This window comes from Sinorhizobium sojae CCBAU 05684 (genome assembly GCF_002288525.1).
GTDB classification, from domain to species: domain Bacteria; phylum Pseudomonadota; class Alphaproteobacteria; order Rhizobiales; family Rhizobiaceae; genus Sinorhizobium; species Sinorhizobium sojae.
Window position 1 is genome coordinate 161,657 of record NZ_CP023069.1, and the last position, 23,824, is coordinate 185,480.

13 protein-coding genes and 11 pseudogenes are annotated in these 23,824 nt (G+C 62.0%); 20 read left to right on the forward strand and 4 right to left on the reverse strand.

What is annotated here, in order from left to right:
• The 4 genes and pseudogenes from nodJ to SJ05684_RS28015 all read left to right on the forward strand — a co-directional run.
• Positions 1-789 (forward strand): nodulation protein NodJ, encoded by a 789-nt coding sequence (nodJ, locus tag SJ05684_RS27995; RefSeq protein ID WP_015633485.1) that lies wholly within the window; start codon positions 1-3, stop codon positions 787-789.
• Positions 790-888: 99 nt separating this feature from the next.
• Positions 889-2,948 (forward strand): annotated as a pseudogene (nolO, locus tag SJ05684_RS28005) (nodulation protein NolO).
• A gap of 166 nt (positions 2,949-3,114) precedes the next feature.
• On the forward strand, positions 3,115-3,840 hold the full coding sequence (gene noeI, locus SJ05684_RS28010; protein WP_014858065.1) for a 2-O-methyltransferase NoeI: 726 nt from the start codon (positions 3,115-3,117) through the stop codon (positions 3,838-3,840).
• 1,074 nt (positions 3,841-4,914) lie between these two features.
• A pseudogene (locus SJ05684_RS28015) lies at positions 4,915-5,438 on the forward strand (IS91 family transposase); the annotation flags it as partial.
• A 40-nt stretch (positions 5,439-5,478) separates the two neighbouring features.
• Here SJ05684_RS28015 and SJ05684_RS28020 read toward each other — a convergent pair.
• Positions 5,479-6,360, reverse strand: a complete 882-nt coding sequence (locus tag SJ05684_RS28020) for a reverse transcriptase domain-containing protein (RefSeq protein WP_015633482.1) — start codon at positions 6,358-6,360, stop codon at positions 5,479-5,481.
• Positions 6,361-6,402: 42 nt separating this feature from the next.
• Positions 6,403-7,154 (reverse strand): annotated as a pseudogene (locus tag SJ05684_RS28025) (IS6 family transposase).
• Positions 7,155-7,747: 593 nt separating this feature from the next.
• Here SJ05684_RS28025 and SJ05684_RS28035 point away from each other — a divergent pair.
• Positions 7,748-7,981 carry a hypothetical protein gene (locus SJ05684_RS28035; protein WP_015633479.1) on the forward strand — a complete coding sequence of 78 codons (234 nt, stop codon included), beginning with the start codon at positions 7,748-7,750 and terminating at the stop codon, positions 7,979-7,981.
• Positions 7,982-8,014: 33 nt separating this feature from the next.
• On the opposite strand, the pseudogene SJ05684_RS28040 reads toward SJ05684_RS28035, so the two are convergent.
• Positions 8,015-8,299: pseudogene (locus SJ05684_RS28040) on the reverse strand (type IV secretory system conjugative DNA transfer family protein); the annotation flags it as partial.
• Positions 8,300-8,380: 81 nt separating this feature from the next.
• Between SJ05684_RS28040 and SJ05684_RS28045 the strand changes: the two are divergent.
• The 14 genes and pseudogenes from SJ05684_RS28045 to SJ05684_RS28110 form a co-directional block, all read left to right on the forward strand.
• Complete coding sequence (locus SJ05684_RS28045) at positions 8,381-9,460, forward strand: IS630 family transposase (RefSeq protein WP_037446536.1); 1,080 nt, start codon at positions 8,381-8,383, stop codon at positions 9,458-9,460.
• 367 nt (positions 9,461-9,827) lie between these two features.
• Complete coding sequence (locus SJ05684_RS28050; RefSeq protein ID WP_014857763.1) at positions 9,828-11,135, forward strand: cytochrome P450; 1,308 nt, start codon at positions 9,828-9,830, stop codon at positions 11,133-11,135.
• A 1-nt stretch (position 11,136) separates the two neighbouring features.
• Entirely contained in the window at positions 11,137-11,445 is a 309-nt protein-coding gene (locus tag SJ05684_RS28055; protein WP_034859623.1) for a ferredoxin, read from the forward strand.
• 38 nt (positions 11,446-11,483) lie between these two features.
• Positions 11,484-11,657 (forward strand): annotated as a pseudogene (locus tag SJ05684_RS28060) (SDR family oxidoreductase); the annotation flags it as partial.
• Positions 11,657-12,679: pseudogene (locus SJ05684_RS29880) on the forward strand (cytochrome P450); the annotation flags it as partial. The pseudogenes SJ05684_RS28060 and SJ05684_RS29880, both read left to right, overlap by 1 nt.
• 117 nt (positions 12,680-12,796) lie before the next feature.
• Positions 12,797-13,777 (forward strand): polyprenyl synthetase family protein, encoded by a 981-nt coding sequence (locus SJ05684_RS29885; RefSeq protein WP_034859625.1) that lies wholly within the window; start codon positions 12,797-12,799, stop codon positions 13,775-13,777.
• A gap of 135 nt (positions 13,778-13,912) precedes the next feature.
• Positions 13,913-15,463, forward strand: a complete 1,551-nt coding sequence (locus tag SJ05684_RS28070) for a hypothetical protein (protein WP_014857759.1) — start codon at positions 13,913-13,915, stop codon at positions 15,461-15,463.
• The gene (locus SJ05684_RS28075) at positions 15,460-16,362 is read left to right on the forward strand and encodes a terpene synthase family protein (RefSeq protein WP_014857758.1); all 903 of its coding nucleotides are present in this window, start codon (positions 15,460-15,462) and stop codon (positions 16,360-16,362) included. Before SJ05684_RS28070 ends, SJ05684_RS28075 begins: the two co-directional genes overlap by 4 nt.
• Before the next feature lie 85 nt (positions 16,363-16,447).
• A complete protein-coding gene (gene fni, locus SJ05684_RS28080) occupies positions 16,448-17,497 on the forward strand; it encodes a type 2 isopentenyl-diphosphate Delta-isomerase (RefSeq protein WP_015633476.1) in 1,050 nt (349 codons plus the stop codon).
• A gap of 95 nt (positions 17,498-17,592) precedes the next feature.
• Positions 17,593-17,720: pseudogene (locus SJ05684_RS30775) on the forward strand (IS5/IS1182 family transposase); the annotation flags it as partial.
• 153 nt (positions 17,721-17,873) lie between these two features.
• A pseudogene (locus tag SJ05684_RS28090) lies at positions 17,874-18,787 on the forward strand (tyrosine-type recombinase/integrase).
• Positions 18,784-19,784, forward strand: a pseudogene (locus tag SJ05684_RS28095) (tyrosine-type recombinase/integrase). The pseudogenes SJ05684_RS28090 and SJ05684_RS28095 overlap by 4 nt, the downstream one beginning before the upstream one ends.
• A 112-nt stretch (positions 19,785-19,896) precedes the next feature.
• Positions 19,897-20,031: pseudogene (locus SJ05684_RS28100) on the forward strand (transposase domain-containing protein); the annotation flags it as partial.
• A 497-nt stretch (positions 20,032-20,528) separates the two neighbouring features.
• Positions 20,529-21,596, forward strand: a pseudogene (locus tag SJ05684_RS28110) (IS630 family transposase); the annotation flags it as partial.
• A gap of 17 nt (positions 21,597-21,613) precedes the next feature.
• Here the strand turns inward: SJ05684_RS28110 and SJ05684_RS28115 are convergent.
• Positions 21,614-22,447 (reverse strand): IS5 family transposase, encoded by an 834-nt coding sequence (locus SJ05684_RS28115; RefSeq protein ID WP_014327878.1) that lies wholly within the window; start codon positions 22,445-22,447, stop codon positions 21,614-21,616.
• A 781-nt stretch (positions 22,448-23,228) separates the two neighbouring features.
• Between SJ05684_RS28115 and SJ05684_RS30260 the strand changes: the two genes are divergently transcribed.
• Positions 23,229-23,633 carry a hypothetical protein gene (locus tag SJ05684_RS30260; RefSeq protein ID WP_014858092.1) on the forward strand — a complete coding sequence of 135 codons (405 nt, stop codon included), beginning with the start codon at positions 23,229-23,231 and terminating at the stop codon, positions 23,631-23,633.
• The last annotated feature ends 191 nt before the right edge of the window (positions 23,634-23,824 follow it).

Below are 23,824 nucleotides of genomic sequence, written 5' to 3' on the forward strand. Positions count from 1 at the left end.
ATGTGGAAACGTTACGCGGCGGTCCTACCCGCCAATCCTTGGAATTGGATTGCAGTGTGGCGCCGTAATTATATGGCATGGAAGAAAGCCGCGATCGCTTCAATTCTCGGTAACCTCGCCGAGCCCGTGACTTCGCTGTTTGGTCTCGGCTTCGGCCTGGGTGCGATGGTGGGTCGCGTCGACGGCATTCCATATGTCGCGTTCTTGGCGGCTGGCATGGTTGCAACAAGCGCAATGATCTCCGCGACGTTCGAGACTATTCACGCGACCTTCGCTCGCATGCACGCAAAACGAACTTGGGAATCAGCCCTGTGCACCCAACTCACGCTCGGGGACATCGTCCTCGGTGAACTGGCGTGGGCAGCCAGCAAGGCGTTATTGGCCGGGACAGCAATGATGCTCGTTGCAGCCACAATGGGCTTTGCATCGTGGCCGTCCGTTCTCTTTGCCTTGCCAGTGATCGCACTCACGGGGTTCGCCTTTGCAAGCCTGGCGATGATCGTCACAGCACTTGCGCCCAGTTACGACTATTTCATATTTTACCAGACGCTCTTCCTTACACCCATGCTGTTTTTGTCAGGAGCGGTCTTCCCAGTCAGCCAACTGCCCGACATTTTTCAGAAGCTATCGCATCTGCTGCCGCTGTCACATTCAATCGAGCTCATTCGTCCAGCGATGCTAGATCGCCCAGGCGGAGGCGTCGCTCTGCACATCAGCGCGCTTTGTATATTTGCAGTGATGCCATTCTTCTTATCTGTGGGACTTCTTCGGCGGCGTTTAATGTCCTGACCTACGGCAGAAAGAGCACTGCTTGAGCTTAGCAAACGACTAAATTCAGTCGGAGCACAGGGCCTACCTGTTACAAGTGACGAGAGATTGGAGAGCAACATGCTGTGTCTAGGACTGAGTGGCGGTCTAAGCAAGATTTACGAAAACACGCTCGATCTGCCGAATACATTTATGCACGACGGTGCAGCGGTTCTCGTCCGAGACGGCCGAGTGATAGCTGCTGTCGAAGAGGAGCGGCTTAATAGAATCAAACATTCCAACAAGCTGCCGCGCCGTTCGATTCAATACTGCCTTGAATACGCCGGGGTTCAGCTCAGCGACATCGACTGCTCGCGTATTATGCAACCGAGGCATTTTGCAATGCTATGCTCGAGCGCTTGCTCGTTTCTCAGCCGCACATGTCAATACCGTTGTATGCCAAGCTGTTGTTGTGTGGGTTGCTCGCGCAGGAATTTGGTACTGAGGTCGATCCGTCGCGAATCTCATTCGTAAGCCATCACCTGTCGCACGCCTGGAGCGCGTTTTCTATGTCGGGTTTCGAACAAAGTCTCATCTTGACAATTGATGGCGGTGGAGACTTCGCCTCGGGTCTTTTGGCGATAGGATCTGGCACGGAAGTCACACCGCTTGCGACATTTCCGGAGAGCGATTCTTTAGGGCTTTTGTACCTTGAGACCATAAAATATCTCGGTTACGGCATGTTTGATGAATACAAGGTCATGGGGCTTGCACCGTACGGCGACCCCGCTCCCCATCGCGACCTCTTCGAACAGTTCTACGAGCTATTAGACAACGGTGGCTACCGGATCTATCTGGACCGGATTGGTCCCACGCTGCTTCGCAGCATTGAGGTACGCCGAAAAGGGATGCCGTTCACTCAGCAGCATAAAGATTTGAGTGCTTCGTTGCAAGAAGCACTCGAACGGATTGTGTTTCACGTTCTACGGCATCACAGCGAGATCACCGGCATAAAGCGCTTAAGCTTGGCCGGAGGAGTAGCTCACAACTGCACTTTGAGCGGTAAGCTGTTGCGCTCGGGAATCTTCCAAGACATCTTCGTGCAACCCGCGGCACACGACGCTGGCTGCGCATTAGGCGCTGCATTGATGATGTCTAATGAACTAGGGCAGTCCGCACCTCGAGAGCGTTTGCAGGAGGTCTATTGGGGTCCTGATCTCGGGAGCGACCGCGCCGTGGAGCAGGAATTAATTGCATGGGGCGGCCACATTGAAATCGAACGCTGCGATGATGTGGCCAGCAGAGCAGCCGAGTGGATCGCCGATGGCGCCGTTATCGGCTGGATGCAGGGACGATCGGAATTCGGACCGCGTGCGCTTGGCAACCGTAGCATTCTTGCCGACCCTAGGCCGGCCACAAACAAGGATCGGATCAACGCGATTGTCAAGAAGCGCGAAGGCTATCGCCCCTTTGCGCCATCCGTGTTGGAGGAGGACGCCAACGAGTTCTTTGAATTGCCAGATAGCAGGCAGGAATTTCCCTTTATGAATTTCGTAGTGCCTGTGCGCGAATCCAAGCGCAATCTGCTCGGTGCCGTCACGCACGTCGATGGTACGGCGCGCTTGCAAACAGTATCGCGCAACATCAATCAAGCGTATTGGGAGGTCATCACCGCCTTTAGGAAACGAACAGGTGTCCCGATTCTGCTCAACACGTCCTTCAACAATAATGTTGAGCCGATAGTGGATTCGGTTGCGGATGCGGTGACCACATTTTTGACCACCGACTTGGATGGACTCGTGGTTGGGTCGTATCTCATCAAGAAGCGGACTGCGTCACCGGAGGACTGGAGTAGACTTGCGCTTTCGTTGCCGCCTTATTCAAGCCTCCATCAAGTGCGTGCATTTACGGCGTTAGACCGCCAAGAGACGGTATGCGAGATCCGCACGGGTCCCTCCAGCCGAGAAGCCGTGCGGATTTCATCCGAGTTGTTCGAACTGCTAATGCGGATTGATGGAGAAGCTCCGCTCGGCGATATCTTGGACCTCATCGCGCCCAATCAGAACCAGCGTGAAGCGCTCCTAAATGAACTGCGTGGGCTTTGGGAGCAGCGTAGCGTGCGACTGCATCCAATGCGCGCCGGCTCTGCAGCGGAACCACTATCAAGTTCAATCAATCTGTCAAGCGGTGCCCGCCTATGACAATCGCGGTAGTTCCGTCCCTCTCCTTCACCCATGCTGGTGGGGCCGAGACGCTCATGAGTGATGGGCGGCATTCGTTGAGGCTCCAGCGAAGCGCGGCACGAGCACTCAATGTCTCACCAGCGGTCAGCACCCGCATCTGCAATCAATATTGAGGTGTAATTTCATGGAAGTAGGACGGTATCTTAAAGAAGGCCTGCTAATCTCTCTTCAGCAACGCCTTCGCGAATTTGCGGAGGGCATAGGAAAGCCAACGTCTTCCTTGAAGGTCCATCGACAGATCGTTTCGCTCCTTGAAAAGCCTGACCCCGTGATTCTGGACATCGGTTGCAATGATGGAAGCGATGCGCGACGCTTTCTCCAGCTTCGTCCGAAGGCCCAGCTTTTCTGCTTTGAGCCAGACCCCCGAGCCGCTGCTCGCTGTAGGGAAAACATGGGGCCTTTGGACAGGATGAGGCTATTTGAAGTCGCGATCAGTGATCGAAACGGCAGAATCGATTTCCACCCCAGTAATGGAGATGCAAAGGAATGGGATCTGTCAGGCTCAATACGCCAGCCCAAGAATCACCTTTCCGAATATCAGTGGGTCCGGTTTGACGGACCCATCTCAGTTGAGACTCGGAGACTGGACGATTGGTGCAGTGAGGCTGGCTTGGAGAGTATCGACCTGATCTGGATGGATGTGCAGGGGGCCGAGTCCGACGTCATCGCTGGCGGCAAAGAGACTCTAAACAATACGCGCTTCATCTACACTGAATATAGTGACCAGGAGCTGTATGAAGGTCAACTGCCCCTGCGCGCAATTCTTGACCTACTGCCTTCGTTCGAATTGGTGGCTCAGTTTCCACGCGGAGTGGAGGGTGACGTTTTGCTCAGAAACACGAGGCTTTAGCACCAGTCGGCTTGTTCTCTTCCATATTGCGGGCTGTCCCAGCCCAAGACCGCCTCAGCAGGCAGGCCTTGGCGCCCGGTTACCTTGACCGCTGTGCCGACACAGGTCTCGCGCCATTAAGCCAACCAGATCGCGATGCGCGTCGAGCCACATCGCTCGCCGAAACAATCGCTAGCGTTACCGATCTTTGACAGCGGCTCTGCAACTGGAGAGCGTTTTTTCGAGACCCAGACGATCCGCCAAGGCCTGAATCGTACTACTCCTGTCACGGCCTCTCTGACGTTCGGCTCGCAGCGTCTGTGGTTCGAGTCGGATTTTGTCTCTCTACCTGGCTTCCGCTCTGAGGGTCCGTTGGAAGCGGAAGGGACGAAGATGAGGAGCAAAAAGATGAACAAAACGCGCCAACGGTGTCATCCTGCTCCGATGGGCAAAAAAGGTAACATATATCCGCAACGGGGTCCGCCCGCACGTCCGGCGAGGCTACGAGCCATGTGGCGACTGCTGCGGTGCATGCGAGCATCAGCACGGTCCTGCGATTCATGAGATATACCTCCGAAAATTCGGGTTAAATTTGCAACATGGGCGGCAGTAAGAGGCGTGCAATAGCGGTGGACCGTGTTTTCGGTTCCGATTGTCTGGCAGGCGCGGCAGACAAGTGCCCTTACCTTCGTGTTCCACCGGCCTAGGCAAAAACCGTGAACGCTGTTCCCCATCGCGCAGTCCTTCTTCATCTCTAAGAATAGCGCATGCGAATCGTCAAAGCGGATCATCTGCACTAGGCGGCAAAACCGAGCAAACCAAAGATCGGCGCGAGGCCGACACCGTCGGCAATCCCAATAGTGCGAAAGACTCCGGGTCCAAGAGGTATGTGACGTTCTTCATCTATCAGCCTTTCTCTATTGTCGTGGTGTCATGTCCCAACGAAAGGTAGCGTAGGCGAGGCACGCGTGGGGAGCTTCGCTATGCACCATGTGGCAAGACTGGGAAATCCATTTTTTGTATGGGGCCTATTCAAACCATGGAATGTGCGAACGAATGCATTCCAACACATCGGCTTGAGGGCCCCCGGGTGCCACGCGCGATCGCTGGCTTACCGACCGTCAGGCCGATCTGTTGCCGGTACCGTACTTCCATGTGGTGTTCACCATGCCGGCCGAGATCGCCGCGATCGCCTATCAGAACAAGCGGCAGCTCTATACGATGCTGTTCGAGGCGGCCGCCGAGACGCTCAAGACCATTGCCGCCGATCCCCGGCATCTCGGCGGCGAACTCGGCTTCCTCGCTATCCTCCACACCTGGGGGCAGACGCTGACCCATCACCCGCATCTCCACTGCCTCGTCCCCGGCGGCGTGCTGGCCGACGCTGGATCGCCTGTCGCCGCCGCCGTTTCTTCCTGCCGGTCCGGGTGCTCTCCCGGCTGTTCCGCCGCCTGTTCCTCGAGCGCTTGCTGGCGGCACAGGCGGCCGGAGGCCTGCGTTTCTTCGGCGCCCTCGCGCCGCTTGGCGATGGCAATGCCTTGGCCCGGGCGCTGCGTCCGCTGCGCAAGAAGCGCTGCCGAGTAGGTGGGGGCGTTACCGCCCCACCCCTCACAGACCCGGACGTGCAGTTTTCCCGCATCCGGTTCCTCATGGTAGAGTTTAGCTCACGGCAGCAAATGAATGAGCAATTCTGGCTGGCGGCAGCGGATGGCGTTTCAGGATCTCGTTAAGACGGGTCCATCGGAACACGCTTTGACGATCTCGTCGAGATAGCCATTTCTGCCATATCCTCACGACCTGATGGGCGAACCATCGCAATCGCCGAGCATTTCCTCCGACGCCATAATAGGCGAAGTGGCCCCACATCATGGACGAGAGATGGCGGTGCTGATCGCGGATCGACCAGTTCCGGTGTTTCCGGCACCAGTCACTCACCGCTGCCAGCGCACGAGCAAAGCGGCCTTTGGCCGTGACTTGCATCACCATGGCTTTTCCTCTGCGCGACCGTCCCCACACGTGGGTCAGGCCGAGAAAGTCGAAGCTGGTGCCATCCGTCTCCGGATGCCGTGTGCTCTCCGTCCTTCGCGGGCGAAAGTCGACGAGGCGCGTCTTGTCCGGGTGGAGCGTAAGCCCGTACCGTCCAAGACGTTTGCCCAGAACTGCCAGGACACGTTGGGCGTCGACGATGTTGTCAAACGCCATGATCGCATCGTCAGCATAGCGGGCAATGGTGCAGCCCCCACGAAGCCGCGGCCGCACCTCGGTCTCGAACCATTCATCCAGCACATAGTGCAGAAAAATGTTCGAGAGGCAGGGCGAGACGACGCCTCCTTGCGGGGATCCTTCTGTCGTTCGGCGCAGGAGACCATCTTCGATGGCCCCAGCATTCAGCCATTTATCGATCATCCGTCGGATGACGCCGTCCGTGACTCGCTGGTCGAGGAACGCCCGGAGGTAAGAGTGCGGGATCGAATCGAAGTACTTCTGTATGTCGAGATCGATCACCCAATAGAGCCGCTTTGCCCACAGCACGTTCTGCATATTGCGGAGCGCCTGATGGGCCGAGCGGGCACTGTAAAGTTATCAGCGGATTGATGCAGCGATAGCTGGCGGGGACGGCTGTCGGGCTGCGGCGACACACGCGATTTTGCTCCAGATTTGCATGGCGGCGTTACGCAGGTCTTGATGTTGAGCCGATGACAGCGTATTGCGGGGAAAGTGGAACAGGTTGGCAATCGGATCATGGAAACGAACCGCTGAAGCTGGCGTGCCGACTTGAAGCGTTTCATGGTCCTTTCGCGTCGTCGGGTCGGCTGGTGCGAATTTTCCGCTCGATTATTTAGGCCTTTGTGCGACCGGTGTTCGACACCGGGCATGAGGTCGCGCCTGGCGGCATCATAGGACCGGAGCTTGTCGGTGATCATGACCCGTGGTGTCCGCCCTTGAGCCTTCAGCAACTTGCGCATCAGGCGCTTTGCCGCCTTGGCATTTCGGCGGCTTTGCACCAGCACTTCGAGGACGAAGCCGTCCTGATCGACGGCACGCCAGAGCCACTGCTTCTTGCCATTGATGGCCACCACACATTCGTCGAGATGCCATTTGTCGCCCAGGCAGCCGGCTGACCGTCGCTTGATCTCCCGGGCGAAATGCCGTCCGAATTTCTCCGCCCAGCTTCGAATGGTCTGATGCGTGACGATGATGCCGCGGGACGCCAGCATGTCCTCAACCATGCGCAGGCTGAGCGGAAAGCGAAAGTAGAGCCATACCGCGTGCGCAATGATCTCAGCGGGATAGCGGTGGCGACGATAAAGCGGATCACGAGCAACTTCTGACATAGCCCATGTACGCACATCTTCCTCAGCCGTCGGTTAACTTTACGGTGCCGCTTGAGCCGCCCGCCGAATGCCGTCTGGCGGGAACACGAGGGCGAGATTCCGCTTCGACTGGCACAAGATCGGATGCGTTTCTGGTTGAAATTCCTGCCCGAGCAGGAGCGCACATTGCGGCCAATCTGTTTGGTCTGTGCTACTGGTCACCTGCGCTTAGCGCCGACGCCGGTCGCTCGAACCGTCGTCTGCTAGTGAAATATGACCCGCGGGGAAATGGCCCGTATCTTCATAGGCCTTCGGAGAATTTCGTGGAAGCCCGTTTGCTGATTTGACCTTGCCTTCAGTGACGCTCCATGATGCCGTGGCGGCACGTCGCGCGGTGCTGGCGAAGGGCGACAGGAAATCAATACCCGTGTCATCGTGGGCACGGCAAAGATGGTAGGGTTGCGAGATCATTAGATGGGACTCGCAAATGCCGGGTCACAGTCCAACGGCACTTGTGAATCGATGCGTCTTGATCGATTCACAACAATGATGAATACACCGGTTAGTAGCCGCGCGCTGGTTTTCGGCGCGGAGAAGACATTCGAGGTTTTAGCATGGAAGAAACTGTTCAAATCGGGAGCCGTGGCGACTTCGGCCTCTGGGCGATTGAAGTTGCCAAGCAGATTGTCGGCGAGCAGGGCTTTGAGCTTGCCAAGGCCGCGCGTGACGGAACGGAGGATGACGTCCGCGCGGCCGGCAATGCTTTGGGTAAGGCGATCACAGATGTGCTGCTCGAAGTCTATGACGGACTTCTGGAGGAAATTCCAGAGGACCAGGACGCTACCTAAGACAGAAGCTGCACTGCCTCTCCGCGTTAGCATGAAAGACGCGTTTGGCTTCACGCATGCTTTCATATCCGCTCTGCGAAACCAGATCGCGCGCCCGCACCTAAGAGGCGCATTGCCGGCGGTGAAGACTGTTCGTCGGCGCGCATGCCACGCTTCATGCGGCAGGATCAGCCGCCGGCTGACAAGTTGCTTCGAGCGGGTTCTCGACGAGCCGGAGGACTGCGTCCACCGGCTTAGTTGATTGACCTCCACAGTCGTAGCGCCGCAGCGCCTGGAGACATATTCGGCGGTTTCGGGATCGTTGATGGCCGAAGCTGATCTAGCTAAGCTAGTGGTATCCGCCTAACATAAGAGTCCGTATGGGATTCCCTTTGGCGAGTGCGTATGCGAGTGTGGCGCATGCGCACAGGAATAGCCTTCACCGTTTCGCCGACCGATCGCCAACGCCTGAGAGCCCTCATCAGTGATCGCAATGCGCCGCAGAAGCACGTCTGGCGCGCCGAGATCATCCTGCTGAGTGCCGATGGCGTCGGCACCGTCGAGATCATGCGACAGACCGGCAAGTCGAAGACCTGCGTGTGGCGCTGGCAGGAGCGCTTCGCCACGGAAGGCTTCGAGGGTCTCTTGCGCGACAAGACGCGCCCCTCGCGCATTGCGCCGCTCGGGCCGGAGATCGGCGAGCAGGTGGTGGCGCTTTCGCTTGCCGACCCGCCGGGCGAGACGACGCACTGGACTGCCGACATGATGGCGGCCGAGGTGGGCGTCAGCGCCAGCGCGGTGCGCCGCATCTGGAAGGCGCACGGTCTCCAGCCCCACCGCTGGCGGGCCTTCAAGCTCTCCAACGACCCGCAGTTCGTCGCCAAGCTCAAAGACGTTGTCGGCCTCTACGTCGACCCGCCGGCCCATGCCATCGTGCTGTCGGTCGACGAGAAGAGCCAGATCCAGGCGCTCGACCGCACCCAGCCCGGCCTGCCCCTGAAGAAGGGCCGGCTCGGCACCATGACCCACGACTACAAGCGGCATGGCACGACCACGTTGTTTGCCGCCCTCAACGTGCTCGACGGCACCGTCATCGGCAGGAACATGCAGCGTCACAGGCATCAGGAGTTCATCCGTTTTCTCAACGCCATCAACGCCCAAGTGCCGGCCGACAAGGCGATCCACGTCATCCTCGACAACTATGCCGCCCACAAGCATCCCAAGGTGCGCGCCTGGCTCGACCGCCATCAGCGCTTTACCTTCCACTTCACGCCGACGTCCTGCTCGTGGCTCAACGCCGTCGAGGGCTTCTTCGCCAAACTGTCGAAGCGTCGCCTCAAGCGCGGCGTCTTTCATTCGGTCGTTGACCTCCAGGCCGCCATCAACCGCTTCCTTACAGAGCACAACCAACAACCCAAGCCCTTCACCTGGACCGCCGATCCCGACAAAATCATCGCTGCCGTCAAACGGGGGCACCAAGTGTTAGATTCCATCCACTAGTATAGCTTCGTCTTACGTCATTCGCTCCCGCAGCGCCTGCCGGTCACCTTCCTCCCTTCGATGACATAGCTTCGGTTCCATACTGGACGTCCGATCATGCCCGACAGACGAACCCTGACTTCTGCGCCAAGCTAAGGCGACCGACATACCTTGCGTTGACCTACTGTCGGGTTTGTCGCGTCCGCGACATAGTGATGTTCGGCCCGCGCGTGCCGCGCTCAGTTAAGTCATAGAATGATGTGCAGAGCAGCTTATCTGAGGCGCTCTCTGCGCAGTTGGCACAACTCTTGCTGCCTTAGTTGAACGGCGGCACACGCCGGATACCCTTCCATCGCTTGTCAGATCAGCCAGCCAACAGGTAACCAAGATGGACGCGCAAGAAACCACTGCAGCATGCCGGGACGCCTTCGCCGAACTGGCGTCGCCAGCGTGCATCCACGACCCGTATCCGTTCATGCGGTGGTTGCGCGAGCACGATCCCGTGCATCGCGCGGCGTCGGGCCTCTTTCTGTTGAGCCGCCACGCCGACATCTACTGGGCGCTCAAGGCCACGGGCGATGCGTTTCGGGGACCGGCGCCGGGCGAACTGGCGCGCTATTTCCCGCGTGCCGCGACGAGCCTGTCGGTCAATCTGATGGCATCCACGCTAGCGATGAAGGACCCACCGACGCATACGCGTCTGCGCCGGCTGATCTCGCGCGACTTCACCATGCGCCAGATCGACAACCTGCGGCCGAGCACCGCGCGCATCGTCGCAGCGCGCCTGGACGGCATGGCGCCCGCGCTAGAGCGCGGGGAGGCGGTGGACCTGCATCGGGAATTCGCGCTAGCCTTGCCCATGCTGGTCTTCGCCGAACTGTTCGGCCTGCCCCAGGACGACATGTTGGGGCTCGCCGCCGGCATCGGCGCCATTGTGGAAGGCCTGGGCCCGCACGCCAGCGATCCCCAGCTCGCCGCGGCGGACGCGGCCAGCGCCAGGGTGCTGGCCTACTTTGGCGACCTCATACAGCGCAAGCGCACCGATCCCCGCCACGACATCGTGTCGATGCTGGTCGGCGCACACGACGACGATGCCGACACGCTGTCGGATGCGGAGTTGATCAGCATGCTGTGGGGCATGCTGCTGGGCGGCTTCGCCACCACTGCTGCGACCATCGACCATGCGGTCCTGGCGATGCGGGCGTATCCCGAACAGCGGCACTGGCTGCAGGGAGACGCCGTGGGGGTGAAGGCATTCGTCGAAGAAGTCCTGCGCTGCGACGCGCCCGTCCTGTTCAGCCCCACTCCGCGTATCGCCCAGCGCGACATCGAGCTGGGCGGCGTGGTGATCCCGAAGAACGCGGACGTGCGGTTGCTGATCGCGGCCGGCAATCGCGACCCGGACGCCTTCGCCGATCCCGACCGCTTCGATCCCGCGCGGTTCTACGGCACCAATCCTGGCGGCACCAATCCTGGCATGTCGACCGACGGGAAGATCATGCTGAGCTTCGGCCACGGCATCCACTTCTGCCCCGGTGCGCAACTGGCCCGGATGCAGTTGGCCGAGAGCCTGCCGCGGATCCAGGCGCGCTTCCCCACGCTGGCATTGGCCGAGCAGCCGACCCGGGAGCCCTCCGCGTTCCTCAGGACGTTCCGCGCGCTGCCGGTGCGGCTGCATGCGCAAGGGGGGGGCTGAGATGCGCGTCGTGGTCGACCAGGATCTGTGCGGAACCACCGGGCAGTGCGTGCTGACGCTGCCGGGCACCTTTCGCCAGCGCAAACCGGACGGCGTGGCCGAAGTGTGCGTGGCGACGGTCCCGCAGGCGCTGCACGCCGCCGTGCTGCTCGCGGCCAGCCAGTGCCCGGTCGCCGCCATCCGGGTCATCGAAAGCGACACTGGCGATGGCGAGCGCGCCAGCGCGGACCCTGCGCCTTCTCCGGCGGAGGCTGAGCGGCATGCCGCGAAAGACCAACGCAATCCAGGAGGACACGATGGGACGGTTTGAAGGCAAAGTGGCCGTGGTGACCGGCGCCGGCATCGGCAAGGGACGTGGCCGCGCTGGTGGCCTTCCTGCTCTCCGACGATGCTGCGTTCATCACCGGCCAGGTCGTGTGCATCGACGGCGGCATGCTGGCGCATGTCCCGACGTACGCCGACGGTGGCAACAGCCGCGCCGCGCGGGCTGCCGGCGACACCGCCGAAGCGGGGCGCTGCTGATGGACATGCTGCTCAACCCGCTGGACCGTCGGCACCGGCTGCGGTACGACATCCCGGTCGTGCCCGGCGCTTTCCCCCTGGTCGGGCATCTTCCCGCCATCGTCTGCGACCTGCCGCGCCTGCTGCGGCGCGCGGAACGGACGCTGGGCAGCCACTTCTGGCTGGATTTCGGGCCTGCCGGACACCTGATGACCTGCGTGGATCCAGATGCGTTCGCACTACTCCGGCACAAGGATGTGTCCTCGGCGCTGATCGAAGAGATCGCGCCCGAATTACTTGGCGGAACGTTGGTCGCCCAGGACGGCGGCGCGCACCGGCAGGCGCGCGATGCAATCAAGGCGGCGCTCCTGCCCAAGGGGCTGACCCAGGCCGGCATCGGCGCCCTGTTCGCGCCCGTCATCCGGGCGCGGGTGCAGGCGTGGCGCGACCGCGGCGACGTAGCCATCCTGCGCGAAACCGGCGACCTGATGCTCAAGCTCATCTTCCGCCTCATGGGAATCCCAGCGCAGGACCTGCCGGGATGGCATCGCAAGTACCGGCAACTGCTGCAGTTGATCGTCGCGCCCCCGGTCGACCTGCCCGGACTGCCCTTGCGGCGCGGCCGCGCCGCCCGCGACTGGATCGATGCGCGGTTGCGCCAGTTCGTCCGCGACGCGCGCGCGCATGCCGCGCGCACCGGGTTGATCAACGACATGGTGAGCGCCTTCGATCGCAGCGACGATGCGCTCTCCGATGACGTCCTGGTCGCCAATATCCGCTTGCTGCTGCTTGCTGGTCACGACACCACCGCCTCGACGATGGCCTGGATGGTGATCGAGCTGGCGCGGCAGCCTGTGCTGTGGGACGCCCTGGTCGAGGAGGCGCAACGCGTGGGCGCGGCGCCGACCCGGCACGAGGACCTGGCGCAGTGTCCGGTCGCCGAGGCGCTATTCCGCGAGACGCTGCGCGTGCATCCGGCAATCACGCTCCTGCCGCGTCGCGCGCTGCAGGAATTGCAACTCGGCCAACGGCGCATTCCCGCGGCACCCATATCTCATGAGCTGGCATCGCATGCCCCGTGTGGCGAGGCAGCGGCGCCGGCCGCGGCGGATCGCCGCTCGCCGTGGCCGTCTCCTGTCAGGTACAAGGACATGAACAACATGCAGACCGATTCCACGCTACACGACGACCGAACTGGCGTTTCCGCGCTCGGCGGCGGCGCATCCGGCAGGCTGCTGCCGGAGATCTGGATGCAGGACGGCGCAAAGCGGGTCGAACAGGCGCTAGCGCGTCTTCTCTGCGCCGAAGACGACGGTGAGACCGAGCTGATGGCGGCGATGCGCTACGCCACCTTGCATGGCGGGAAGCGCACCCGCGCATTGCTCTGTCTGGCTGCCGGCGCACTGGCCGACACGCCGGCGCACATGCTCGACGACGTCGGCGCTGCCATCGAGATGATGCACGCCTGTACCCTGGTCCACGACGACCTGCCCGCGATGGACGACGACGTGCTTCGCCGCGGCCTTCCGACCGTGCACGTCAGGTTCGGCGAAGCCACTGCGATCCTGGTCGGCGATGCGCTGCAGGCGCACGCCTTCCTCACCCTGGCGAGCCTGGATGCGCCGGGCGACAACCGTATCGCGCTCGTGCGCGAACTGGCGCGGGCGGTGTCCGCCGAGGGTGCCGCAGGCGGGCAGGCCATGGATCTGTCGCTGGTCGGAAAGCACGTCGAGCTGGACAGGATCGTGGCAATGCACCGGATGAAGTGCGGAGCGCTAGTGCGCGCATCCGTTCGCATGGGCGCGCTATGCGCCATCGCGGAGGATGCCGCGCACGCTGCGCTGTACTGTGCGCTCGATCGCTACAGCGCCTGTTTCGGCCTGGCGTTGCAGGTGGTCGACGACATTCTCGACGCGACTGCGGATACCGCGACGCTGGGCAAGACCCCCGGCAAGGACGCGGCGGGGCAGAAGCCGACCTGCGCGTCGATCATGGGGCTGCAGGCAGCGCGCCAGTTCGCGCTGGATCTGTTGCGCGACGCCGGGGAGGCCATCGCCCCGCTGGGGCCGCGTGCGGAACGCATGGCGCAGATGCTGCAGCGGGCCAACGCGTATCTGTTCAAGCACGCGCCATGCGCATAAGCGCGCCGTCCGCATGGAGTCGCCCGTGTGCCGCTGGATCGACCAGCGGCAGCGGTGCATGCAGCACTGTGTCCGAGTTCGCGGCGACTGCCCGATCCTGGTTCTCGTCAACCGTCTGCAGAAGGAACATTCCGCGTGAACGCGCTGTCCGAACAGATCCTTTCCGAATTGCGCCACCTGCTGAGCGAGATGAGCGACGGCGGCAGCGTCGGTCCGTCCGTCTATGACACGGCGCGAGCTCTACAGTTCCACGGCAACGTCACCGGTCGGCAGGACGCATACGCGTGGCTCATCGCGCAGCAACAGGCCGATGGCGGATGGGGAAGCGCGGACTTCCCGCTGTTCCGCCATGCGCCCACGTGGGCGGCGTTGCTGGCATTGCAGCGTGCCGATCCTCTTCTCGGCGCTGCCGACGCAGTCCAGACTGCAACCCGGTTCCTCGAGCGCCAGCCCGATCCCTACTCGCATGTGGTGCCGGAAGACGCGCCGATCGGCGCGGAGCTGATCCTGCCGCAGTTGTGCGGCGAGGCCGCATCCTTGCTGGGCGGCGTGGAGTTTCCGCGCCATCCGGCGCTGTTGCCGTTGCGGCAAGCGTGCCTGGTCAAGCTGCGGGCGGTGGCGACGTTGCCGAGCGGCCATCCGTTGCTGCACTCCTGGGAAGCCTGGGGGACGTCGCCGACCACTGCATGCCCTGATGACGACGGCAGCATCGGCATCAGTCCGGCGGCCACCGCCGCGTGGCGTGCGCACGCCGTCACACAGGGGAGCACGACGCAGGTCGGGCGCGCCGACGCGTATCTGCAAGCGGCATCGCGGGCGACGCGCAGCGGCATCGAAGGCGTCGTTCCCAACGTCTGGCCGATCAATGTGTTCGAGCCATGCTGGTCGCTGTACACCCTGCATCTGGCCGGGCTGTTCGCGCATCCCGCGCTCGCCGAGGCGGTGCGCGTGATCGTTGCGCAGCTCGACGCCCGCCTGGGCGTGCGCGGTCTGGGCCCGGCCTTGCACTTCGCGGCCGATGCGGACGACACCGCCGTTGCGTTGTGCGTCCTGCGCCTTGCAGGCCGCGAGCCGGCGGTCGATGCGTTGCGCCATTTCGAAATCGGCGAGCTGTTCGTCACCTTCCCCGGCGAGCGCAATGCCTCGGTGTCGACCAACATCCATGCCCTGCATGCGTTGCGACTGTTGGGAAAGCCCGCCGCCGGCACCAGCGCCTACGTCGAGGCCAATCGCAACCCGCACGGTCTATGGGACAACGAAAAATGGCACGTTTCGTGGCTGTATCCCACCGCGCATGCGGTCGCTGCGCTTGCGCAAGGCAAGCCCCAGTGGCGCGACGAGCGCGCGTTAGCGGCGCTGCTGCAGGCGCAGCGCGACGACGGCGGCTGGGGCGCCGGTCGCGCGTCCACATTCGAGGAAACCGCCTATGCGCTGTTCGCGTTGCACGTGATGGACGGGAGCGAAGAGCCGACAGGGCGCCGGCGCATCGCGCAGGCGGTGGCGCGTGCGCTGGAGTGGATGCTCGCCCGCCATGCGGCGCATGCATTGCCGCAGACGCCGTTGTGGATCGGCAAGGAACTGTATTGCCCCACCCGGGTCGTGCGCGTGGCCGAACTCGCCGGGTTGTGGCTGGCGCTTCGTTGGGGGCGGCGCGTCCTGGCCGAGGGAGCAGGAGCGGCGCCATGATCCAGACCGAACGCGCGCTGCAGCAGGTGCTGGAGTGGGGGCGTTCCCTGACCGGGTTCGCCGACGAGCATGCCGAGGAAGCAGTCAGGGGCGGCCAGTACATCCTGCAGCGCATCCACCCGAGCCTGCGCGACACCAGCGCCCGCACCGGCCGCGATCCGCAGGACGAAACGCTGATCGTGGCGTTCTATCGCGAACTGGCGCTGCTGTTCTGGCTCGACGATTGCAACGACCTTGGCCTGATCGCGCCGGAGCAGCTCGCCGCAGTGGAGCTGGCGGTGGGGCAGGGCGTGCCGTGCGCGCTCCCCGGATTCGAGGGCTGCGCTGTGCTGCGCGCTTCGCTGGCCGCGCTCGCCTACGATCGTCGCGACTATGCTCAGCTTCTCGACGATACCCGGTGCTACTGCGCGGCGCTGCGCGCCGGACACGCGCAGGCGGCAGGGGCGGAACGCTGGTCCTACGCCGAGTACCTGCACAACGGTATCGATTCGATCGGCTACGCGAACGTGTTCTGTTGCCTGTCGTTGCTGTGGGGGCTGGACATGGCGACCTTGCGCGCGCGTCCGGCGTTTCGCCATGTCCTGCGGCTCATCTCCGCGATAGGGCGCCTGCAGAACGATCTGCATGGACGCGATAAGGACAGGTCGGCCGGCGAGGCCGACAACGCGGCGATCCTGGTGCAGCAGCGCTATCCGGCTATGCCTGCGGTGGAGTTCCTCAACGACGAGCTGGCCGGCCATACGCGCATGCTGCACCGGGTGATGGCGGAAGAACGCTTTCCCGCGCCGTGGGGACCCTTGATCGAGGCCATGGCGGCCATCCGCGCGCAGTTCTACCAGACCTCGACCAGCCGCTACCGCAGCGACGCTGCGGGGGGAGGCCAGCGTGCGCCGGCCTGAATGCGCGGGAGGCGGCGGCGTGTGCGCGCTGCCGTCGGTCCGATCCGACGCAACGCCGTCGCCCGATGCGACGGATGGAGCGAGCATGAGCGACACCGCCCTGAGCCGGCGCAAGGACGACCATCTGGACATCGTGCTGGATCGGCGAACGGCGCCGGCCACGGTCGCCGCCGGCTGGGAGTACATCCGTTTCGAACACTGCGCATTGCCCGAGTTGGAGCTGACGCAGATCGACCTGCGCGCCTCGCTGCTGGGCAAGACCATGCGCGCGCCGCTGCTGATCAGCTCCATGACCGGCGGCATGCCACGCGCCGAGGCCATCAACCGGCATCTGAGCGAGGCAGCGCAAGACTTGGGGATCGCCATGTGCGTCGGTTCGCAGCGCTTGAGCCTGCAATCCCGCAACTCCCAGGGGCTGACGCGCGCGCTGCGCCGCCTGGCCCCAGACATTCCCTTGCTGGCCAATATCGGCGCCGCGCAACTTCGCGAGGCCGACGGCCTGGACCTGGCGCGCCGGGCGGTGGATGCGCTGGAGGCCGATGGACTCATCATCCATCTCAATCCGCTGCAGGAAGCGGTACAGCCGGAGGGCGACCGCGACTGGCGCGGCGTCCTGGCGCAGATCGCTCGCGCCGCGCGCAGCGTGGGCGTGCCGATCGTGGCTAAGGAAGTGGGGTCGGGCCTGTCCGCCTCGGTGGCCTGTGCGCTCGTCGAGGCGGGCGTGGCGGTAATCGATGTCGCCGGCGCCGGCGGCACCAGTTGGGCCGCGGTGGAGGGCGAGCGCGCCCGCGATGCCGCCGACCGTACCGTGGCGATGGCGTTCGCTGATTGGGGGATTCCGACCCCGGCCAGCGTGCAGGCGGTACGTCGGGCGCTGCCAACGGTGAAGCTGATCGCGTCGGGCGGGATCCGCGACGGCGTCGACGTGGCCAAGGCCATCCGCCTGGGCGCGGACATCGCTGGGCAGGCGGCCGGCGTGCTGGGCGCGGCGACGGTGTCCACCGAGGCGGTTGTCTCACATTTCGAGATCGTCATCCGCCAGTTGGCCGTCGCCTGCTTCTGCACCGGCTCGGCTGATCTGGCGGCGTTACGTCAGGCGCGCTTGTTGCCCTCGGCACATCTGCCCGCCGGTTGATGCCGGCGTCGCCCGCACGTGGCGGCGGGCGCCTAGCAGACTGCTGAAATACCTACGCCAAAGATAGACTACCGATCCCCTTGGCGAGGGGTTCGATGCGCAGGAGCGATGTGTTCATGGAGCAGCTGTTCACGATGAGCGGTTGGAGGATTTCGTGCCAGCCGATCATCCACTGCGCCCGATCCGGCTGATGGTCAATGAAGCGCTAGTGCGGCTAGACGGGTACTGTCACATTGATTGAGCGGTAAGGAAATTGAGGTAGCAGCGCACCCATGACCGTGAGTGCACCGACCTACAAGAACCACCGCTCAATCAATGTGACAGTACCTATTGAGAAGCTGCGTGAACTGAGCCTACCCTGGCCGGGAGGTGTCCAATGAGCCGGCTTCGCACAACGCTCAAGCGCTATGTCGGCATGCGCCAAGGGCTGGGATACAAATACGACGGTCCGGCACGACGGTTGTCGTCATTCGTCACCTTCATGGAAGCCCGCGGCGCCGATACCATCACGACTGATCTGGCGATGGAATGGGTGACGTTGATGGGCCGACAGCCGAGTTGGTCCATCCGCCTGGCTGATGTGCGCTGCTTTGCCTAGCACCTCACTCATTTCGATCCTCTGACGGAAGTGCCACCAAGCGACGCTGTGCCGCCGGCACGGCGGACAAAGCCCTACATCTATAGCGAGATCGAGATTCAGGCGCTTGTGGCGGCAGCACTTTCGCTGCCGCCGGCCCTCGACGCTGGAATCACTGCCGGTTCGGACTGATAGCGGTGGCCGGACTGCGCCATTCCGAAGCGCTCGGCCTGCTCCGGGCCGACGTCGATCTCGACCAGGGCGTCCTTACTATCCGAGAGACAAAGTTCGGCAAGTCACGGCTGGTCCCGCTGCACGCCACGACAATCGCTGTCCTTTCAGACTATGCCGTCCGACGCGATGCACACCTTGGTACGCCGCGCAGTCCCTATTTCTTCGTCGCCGAACAGGGCGGCAGATTGCTGCATCAATACGTGCACCGCGTGTTCTGGCGACTTTCCCGGCAAATCGGATTACGGCAGGAGGGGAATCGCGATGGCCCACGGATTCATGATCTTCGTCACCGTTTCGCCGTCCAGACCCTGATCAACTGGCATCGCGCTGGCGAAGATGTGGAACGCGAGCTGCCGGTTCTCTCGACCTTCCTCGGCCATGCGAATGTTCGCGACACCTACTGGTACCTGTCCGCCGCGCCGGAACTGATGAACCATGCCGTACGGCGATTGGATAAGCGCTGGGAGATTCGGTCATGAGACGCACGAACGACCTGGCCGTGCTGATCGAGCGGTGGTTCACAGATCGGCTCATGAAGCATCGAGGTGTAAGTTCCAACACCATTGCCTCCTATCGCGACACCTTCAGGCTCCTGTTTGCGTTCGCACAGACGCGCCTTGGGAGATCCCCATCTCAGTTGACACTGCGGGATTTGGACGCTCCTTTCATCGGCGCATTCCTGGAGGATCTTGAGACGAAGAGATCCGCCTCGGTGAGGACCCGGAACCTCCGCCTCACAGCCATTCGATCTTTCTTCCGATATGCGGGGTTCGAGGAGCCGGCACATAGCGCCCACATTCAGCGTGTGCTCGCGATCCCCAGCAAGCGATGTGACAAGCGGCAGCTTCAGTTTCTAACCAGGCCCGAGATTGGAGCGATCCTGGACTGCACGGATCGAAGCACGTGGCTGGGATGCCGCGATTACACTCTGCTATTGCTGGCCGCGCAAACGGGGCTGCGGGTCTCCGAGATCATCGATCTTGACCGAGACTCGGTAATGCTGGGCCAGGGCGCGCATGTGCAATGCGTCGGCAAGGGCCGCAAAGAGCGAAGTACGCCGCTCACCAAGGTTGCACAGCAAGCCCTCCGGCGTTGGCTCAAGGAACCAGGGAAGCGAGGCGCAACGGCTCTCTTTCCGAATATGCACGGTGGCAGCCTCAGCGCCGACGGCGTGCAGGCCCTGCTGAACAAATATGTCGCCAAAGCGCGCGAGCACTGCGTCTCCCTTCGCTCGAAGCGGTGTCGCCCCATGTCTTGCGGCACAGCGCTGCCATGGAGCCGCTACAGGCGGGCGTCGATTGCTCGGTCATTGCCCTGTGGCTGGGCCATGAGGCGATGGAAACGACGCTGACCTATCTTCATGCACATCTTGAACTGAAGGAATCCGCACTCGCAAAGCTGAAGCCGTACGAAGGCGCCAAGACCAAGCGATTTCGACCAAATGACCGGCTTCTGGAATTCCTGAACGCCCTCTGAGCATGAGAACTATGCCGAGTGCCAACGACTGGTCTTCGACCAAAACGGCAAGAGAAGCGCGTTTCAACCGGTATGTTGGAAGAGGTGCTCGGCATAGTTCGACGGTCGGCATAAAACATGGAAAATGAATGGCGCCGATCCGCTCGACTGGCTCTCGCAGACCCTGACCCGCATTGCTCAAGGCTGGCCAGCATCCGAAATCGAAGCCCTCATGCCCTGGAACTTCAGGTCGGACGCCGTCAGCTAACCGCTTACCGCGTTTCACGCAATGTCCGGCATTCTCGTTGCTATTCCGAAACTTGCCGGACCGCTTCCGGCCCCAATTGAGACGCTCGGATTCATACGGACCAAGAATCCGTTCTTCCCGCTTCCCGGGCGTCCAGATCAAAGGCAGCAACGCGAACTCTCCATCCGCCTGAGACTGGAAGCCGGCAGCATGCCGCTCAGTCCGGATGTCTCCGGTCCTTCGCCTTGAAGGGATATGAACCCGCGGCCCGCCGGCCAATTCAAACTAAAGCATTGAAATACTGTGACAGTGTCATCACCGTTCCGCGGTTGCCGGCGTGCTGTGTCAAATCGCCGTGGGTAAATTTGCATTCGCTTGACCGACGACGCCCTGCCTGGCATACAAAGCTTGGCCCTACACGCGGGCCGGTGTGCCCGCCACGCAAAGCTAGTGGTATCCGCCTAACATAAGAGTCCGTATGGGATTCCCTTTGGCGAGTGCGTATGCGAGTGTGGCGCATGCGCACAGGAATAGCCTTCACCGTTTCGCCGACCGATCGCCAACGCCTGAGAGCCCTCATCAGTGATCGCAATGCGCCGCAGAAGCACGTCTGGCGCGCCGAGATCATCCTGCTGAGTGCCGATGGCGTCGGCACCGTCGAGATCATGCGACAGACCGGCAAGTCGAAGACCTGCGTGTGGCGCTGGCAGGAGCGCTTCGCCACGGAAGGCTTCGAGGGTCTCTTGCGCGACAAGACGCGCCCCTCGCGCATTGCGCCGCTCGGGCCGGAGATCGGCGAGCAGGTGGTGGCGCTTTCGCTTGCCGACCCGCCGGGCGAGACGACGCACTGGACTGCCGACATGATGGCGGCCGAGGTGGGCGTCAGCGCCAGCGCGGTGCGCCGCATCTGGAAGGCGCACGGTCTCCAGCCCCACCGCTGGCGGGCCTTCAAGCTCTCCAACGACCCGCAGTTCGTCGCCAAGCTCAAAGACGTTGTCGGCCTCTACGTCGACCCGCCGGCCCATGCCATCGTGCTGTCGGTCGACGAGAAGAGCCAGATCCAGGCGCTCGACCGCACCCAGCCCGGCCTGCCCCTGAAGAAGGGCCGGCTCGGCACCATGACCCACGACTACAAGCGGCATGGCACGACCACGTTGTTTGCCGCCCTCAACGTGCTCGACGGCACCGTCATCGGCAGGAACATGCAGCGTCACAGGCATCAGGAGTTCATCCGTTTTCTCAACGCCATCAACGCCCAAGTGCCGGCCGACAAGGCGATCCACGTCATCCTCGACAACTATGCCGCCCACAAGCATCCCAAGGTGCGCGCCTGGCTCGACCGCCATCAGCGCTTTACCTTCCACTTCACGCCGACGTCCTGCTCGTGGCTCAACGCCGTCGAGGGCTTCTTCGCCAAACTGTCGAAGCGTCGCCTCAAGCGCGGCGTCTTTCATTCGGTCGTTGACCTCCAGGCCGCCATCAACCGCTTCCTTACAGAGCACAACCAACAACCCAAGCCCTTCACCTGGACCGCCGATCCCGACAAAATCATCGCTGCCGTCAAACGGGGGCACCAAGTGTTAGAGCCTGACTCGAAAAGGTCTCAACAATATCCGTACCTTGCCAAGCGTCGTGTCAGGACCCGGATGTGGGCGATAGTGATCCAAGCCTCGGCTGATGCGATGGACTTCTCCCAATCCTTAGCCAATCGTCGGCATCTGCCAAGCCATGCGAAGGTGCGCTCCACGACCCAGCGCCGCGGCAGAACTTCGAAGCCCTTGGCCTTGTCGGTCCGCTTGACGATCTGGAGAGTGAAGGCAGCGATCTTTTGGAGTGCGCCCTTCAGCTTCGGTCCGGCATAACCACCGTCGGCGAAGATATGTCTCAGCCACGGCCAGCGCTTGAGAATGGTTTTGAGGACGGCAGGTGCGCCGTCGCGATCTTGGATATCGGCGCTGTGAACCCTGAGGCCGACCATCAACCCGAGCGTGTCGACGACGATATGACGCTTCCGTCCCTTGATCTTCTTGCCCGCGTCATAGCCCGAAATTCCGCCGCTTTCCGTGGTTTTCACGCTTTGACTGTCAATCACGCCAGCAGATGGCGAGGCTTCCCGGCCTTCCAATTCGCGCGCCTCCATCACAAGATGATGGTTGATCCGACCCCATAACCCTGTCGCTCGCCATTCGTAGAAATAGGACTGGACAGTTGTAAAAGGCGGAAAATCCTTGGGCATCATCCGCCACTGGCACCCCGTCGTGGCGATGTAAAGCAACGCATTCACGACCTCGCGAAGATCGGTGCTGCGCGGCCTGCCCAACCGCCGCGGTCCAGGCAGGCAAGGCGAGATCAATCCCCATTCCCGGTCCGTCAGATCGCTTGCATACCGCCTTGCGCGTCGGGCATATTGCCGACGGGTGAAATCAGTCCAGCCCATTGTGGTCTCCGTTCGTCCTAAGCAAACAAACAGAATCACAACTGGCTGATTTCACTCAACTCTTTTTCGGTCAGGCTCTCAGGCGTCTTGCTAAAAGATACGCGCGGGCCAACAGGGTCTCGCTACACCAAGCTCTCGACTTGCTTGCGGGGGAATTGGGATTCGTTAGCTGGACCAAACTCGTCTCCACCAGCAAAAAGGATTGGATCCCCAGTCCCGAACAGATGGCGAGCGTCGAAGCCATCGTTGAGGGAGCTCTTCCAGCAGATTTTCAGGCTGGGCATCCTGCAGCAATGGCCCACCGCTTGGCGTACCTGGATAACGCCGAACATGGCATGATCGGCGATCACCCATACCGCCTTCAGGTGGCTTTACACGATGTCATCATGGTGGGAGATGGGTGGAGCATCACAGTGCCAGAAAACCCTGGTGCGCGGCCGATCGTCCAGACAGTCACCGAAAATGATGGCAAATGCCCGGTGTTTGAGCTGGAATTCCTCCAGAAAGCACTTAGCCTAGTGAGAGATCGGGCTGCTCGGGTTCGGGGCGAAATCTCCACGGATTGGCCCCGACGGTCCACGAAACCCGACCTCGACGGGGTTGTTCGCCGCCCGTTGTGGGGGCGCGAGTCGGACGCGTGGTTCTGCTTACATTGTAGCGGAAAGATTACCGGTATTCAGATCGCTCAAAACCTCTGGCACTGCCCGGGTGTGGCGCATCGCCCCTCGACATCTTCGACAAGGCCTTCTGGTGTGAAGACGAGGGGAAGTCTCTGCCGTCAGTGAGAACTGACGGCGCCGTTGAGGGTGACAAACCCGATTTCCGGGTTGTCGATGACCGACCCAAACTTGAGTTGAATGGAGAGAAGATCACTCTCCTCATCCGAAGCGCATTGCTAGATGATGCGACGAACATCAGCGAGAAACTGGGCGCGCTTCAGGCTGAAATCACTGTCGAGGACGAGAGTGACGTCTGGATCTCGCTTGAGGAGGATTTGTGGCCGCACGACAAAGAGCCGGTTCAGGCCTTGATTGTAGCGGCACAGCTGGGTCTCGAGGTCGAACTCGAATCGATGTGGTCGACAATACCTTTCCACTGGCCAGGACTGGGTGAGCTAACCTCGAGCACGAGTGAATATACGCATGATGCTGGATGCGTACGCCCAATACGATTCCTTACCAAATAGCAAAACGTAGCCCGTTTGCGACTAACTTTCTCACCGGAAACCTATGCCAGTTGGTTAGTTGGTTGGTCACGATCGCTTTACACCTGTGATCGAAGGGCGACTTAGGCGAATCGTGGTCATCGCGCGGCGATAGTTGCCACGGAGACGGCTACCGTGCAAAATCGACATGAAACGCGGCGCGTGTGCACCGC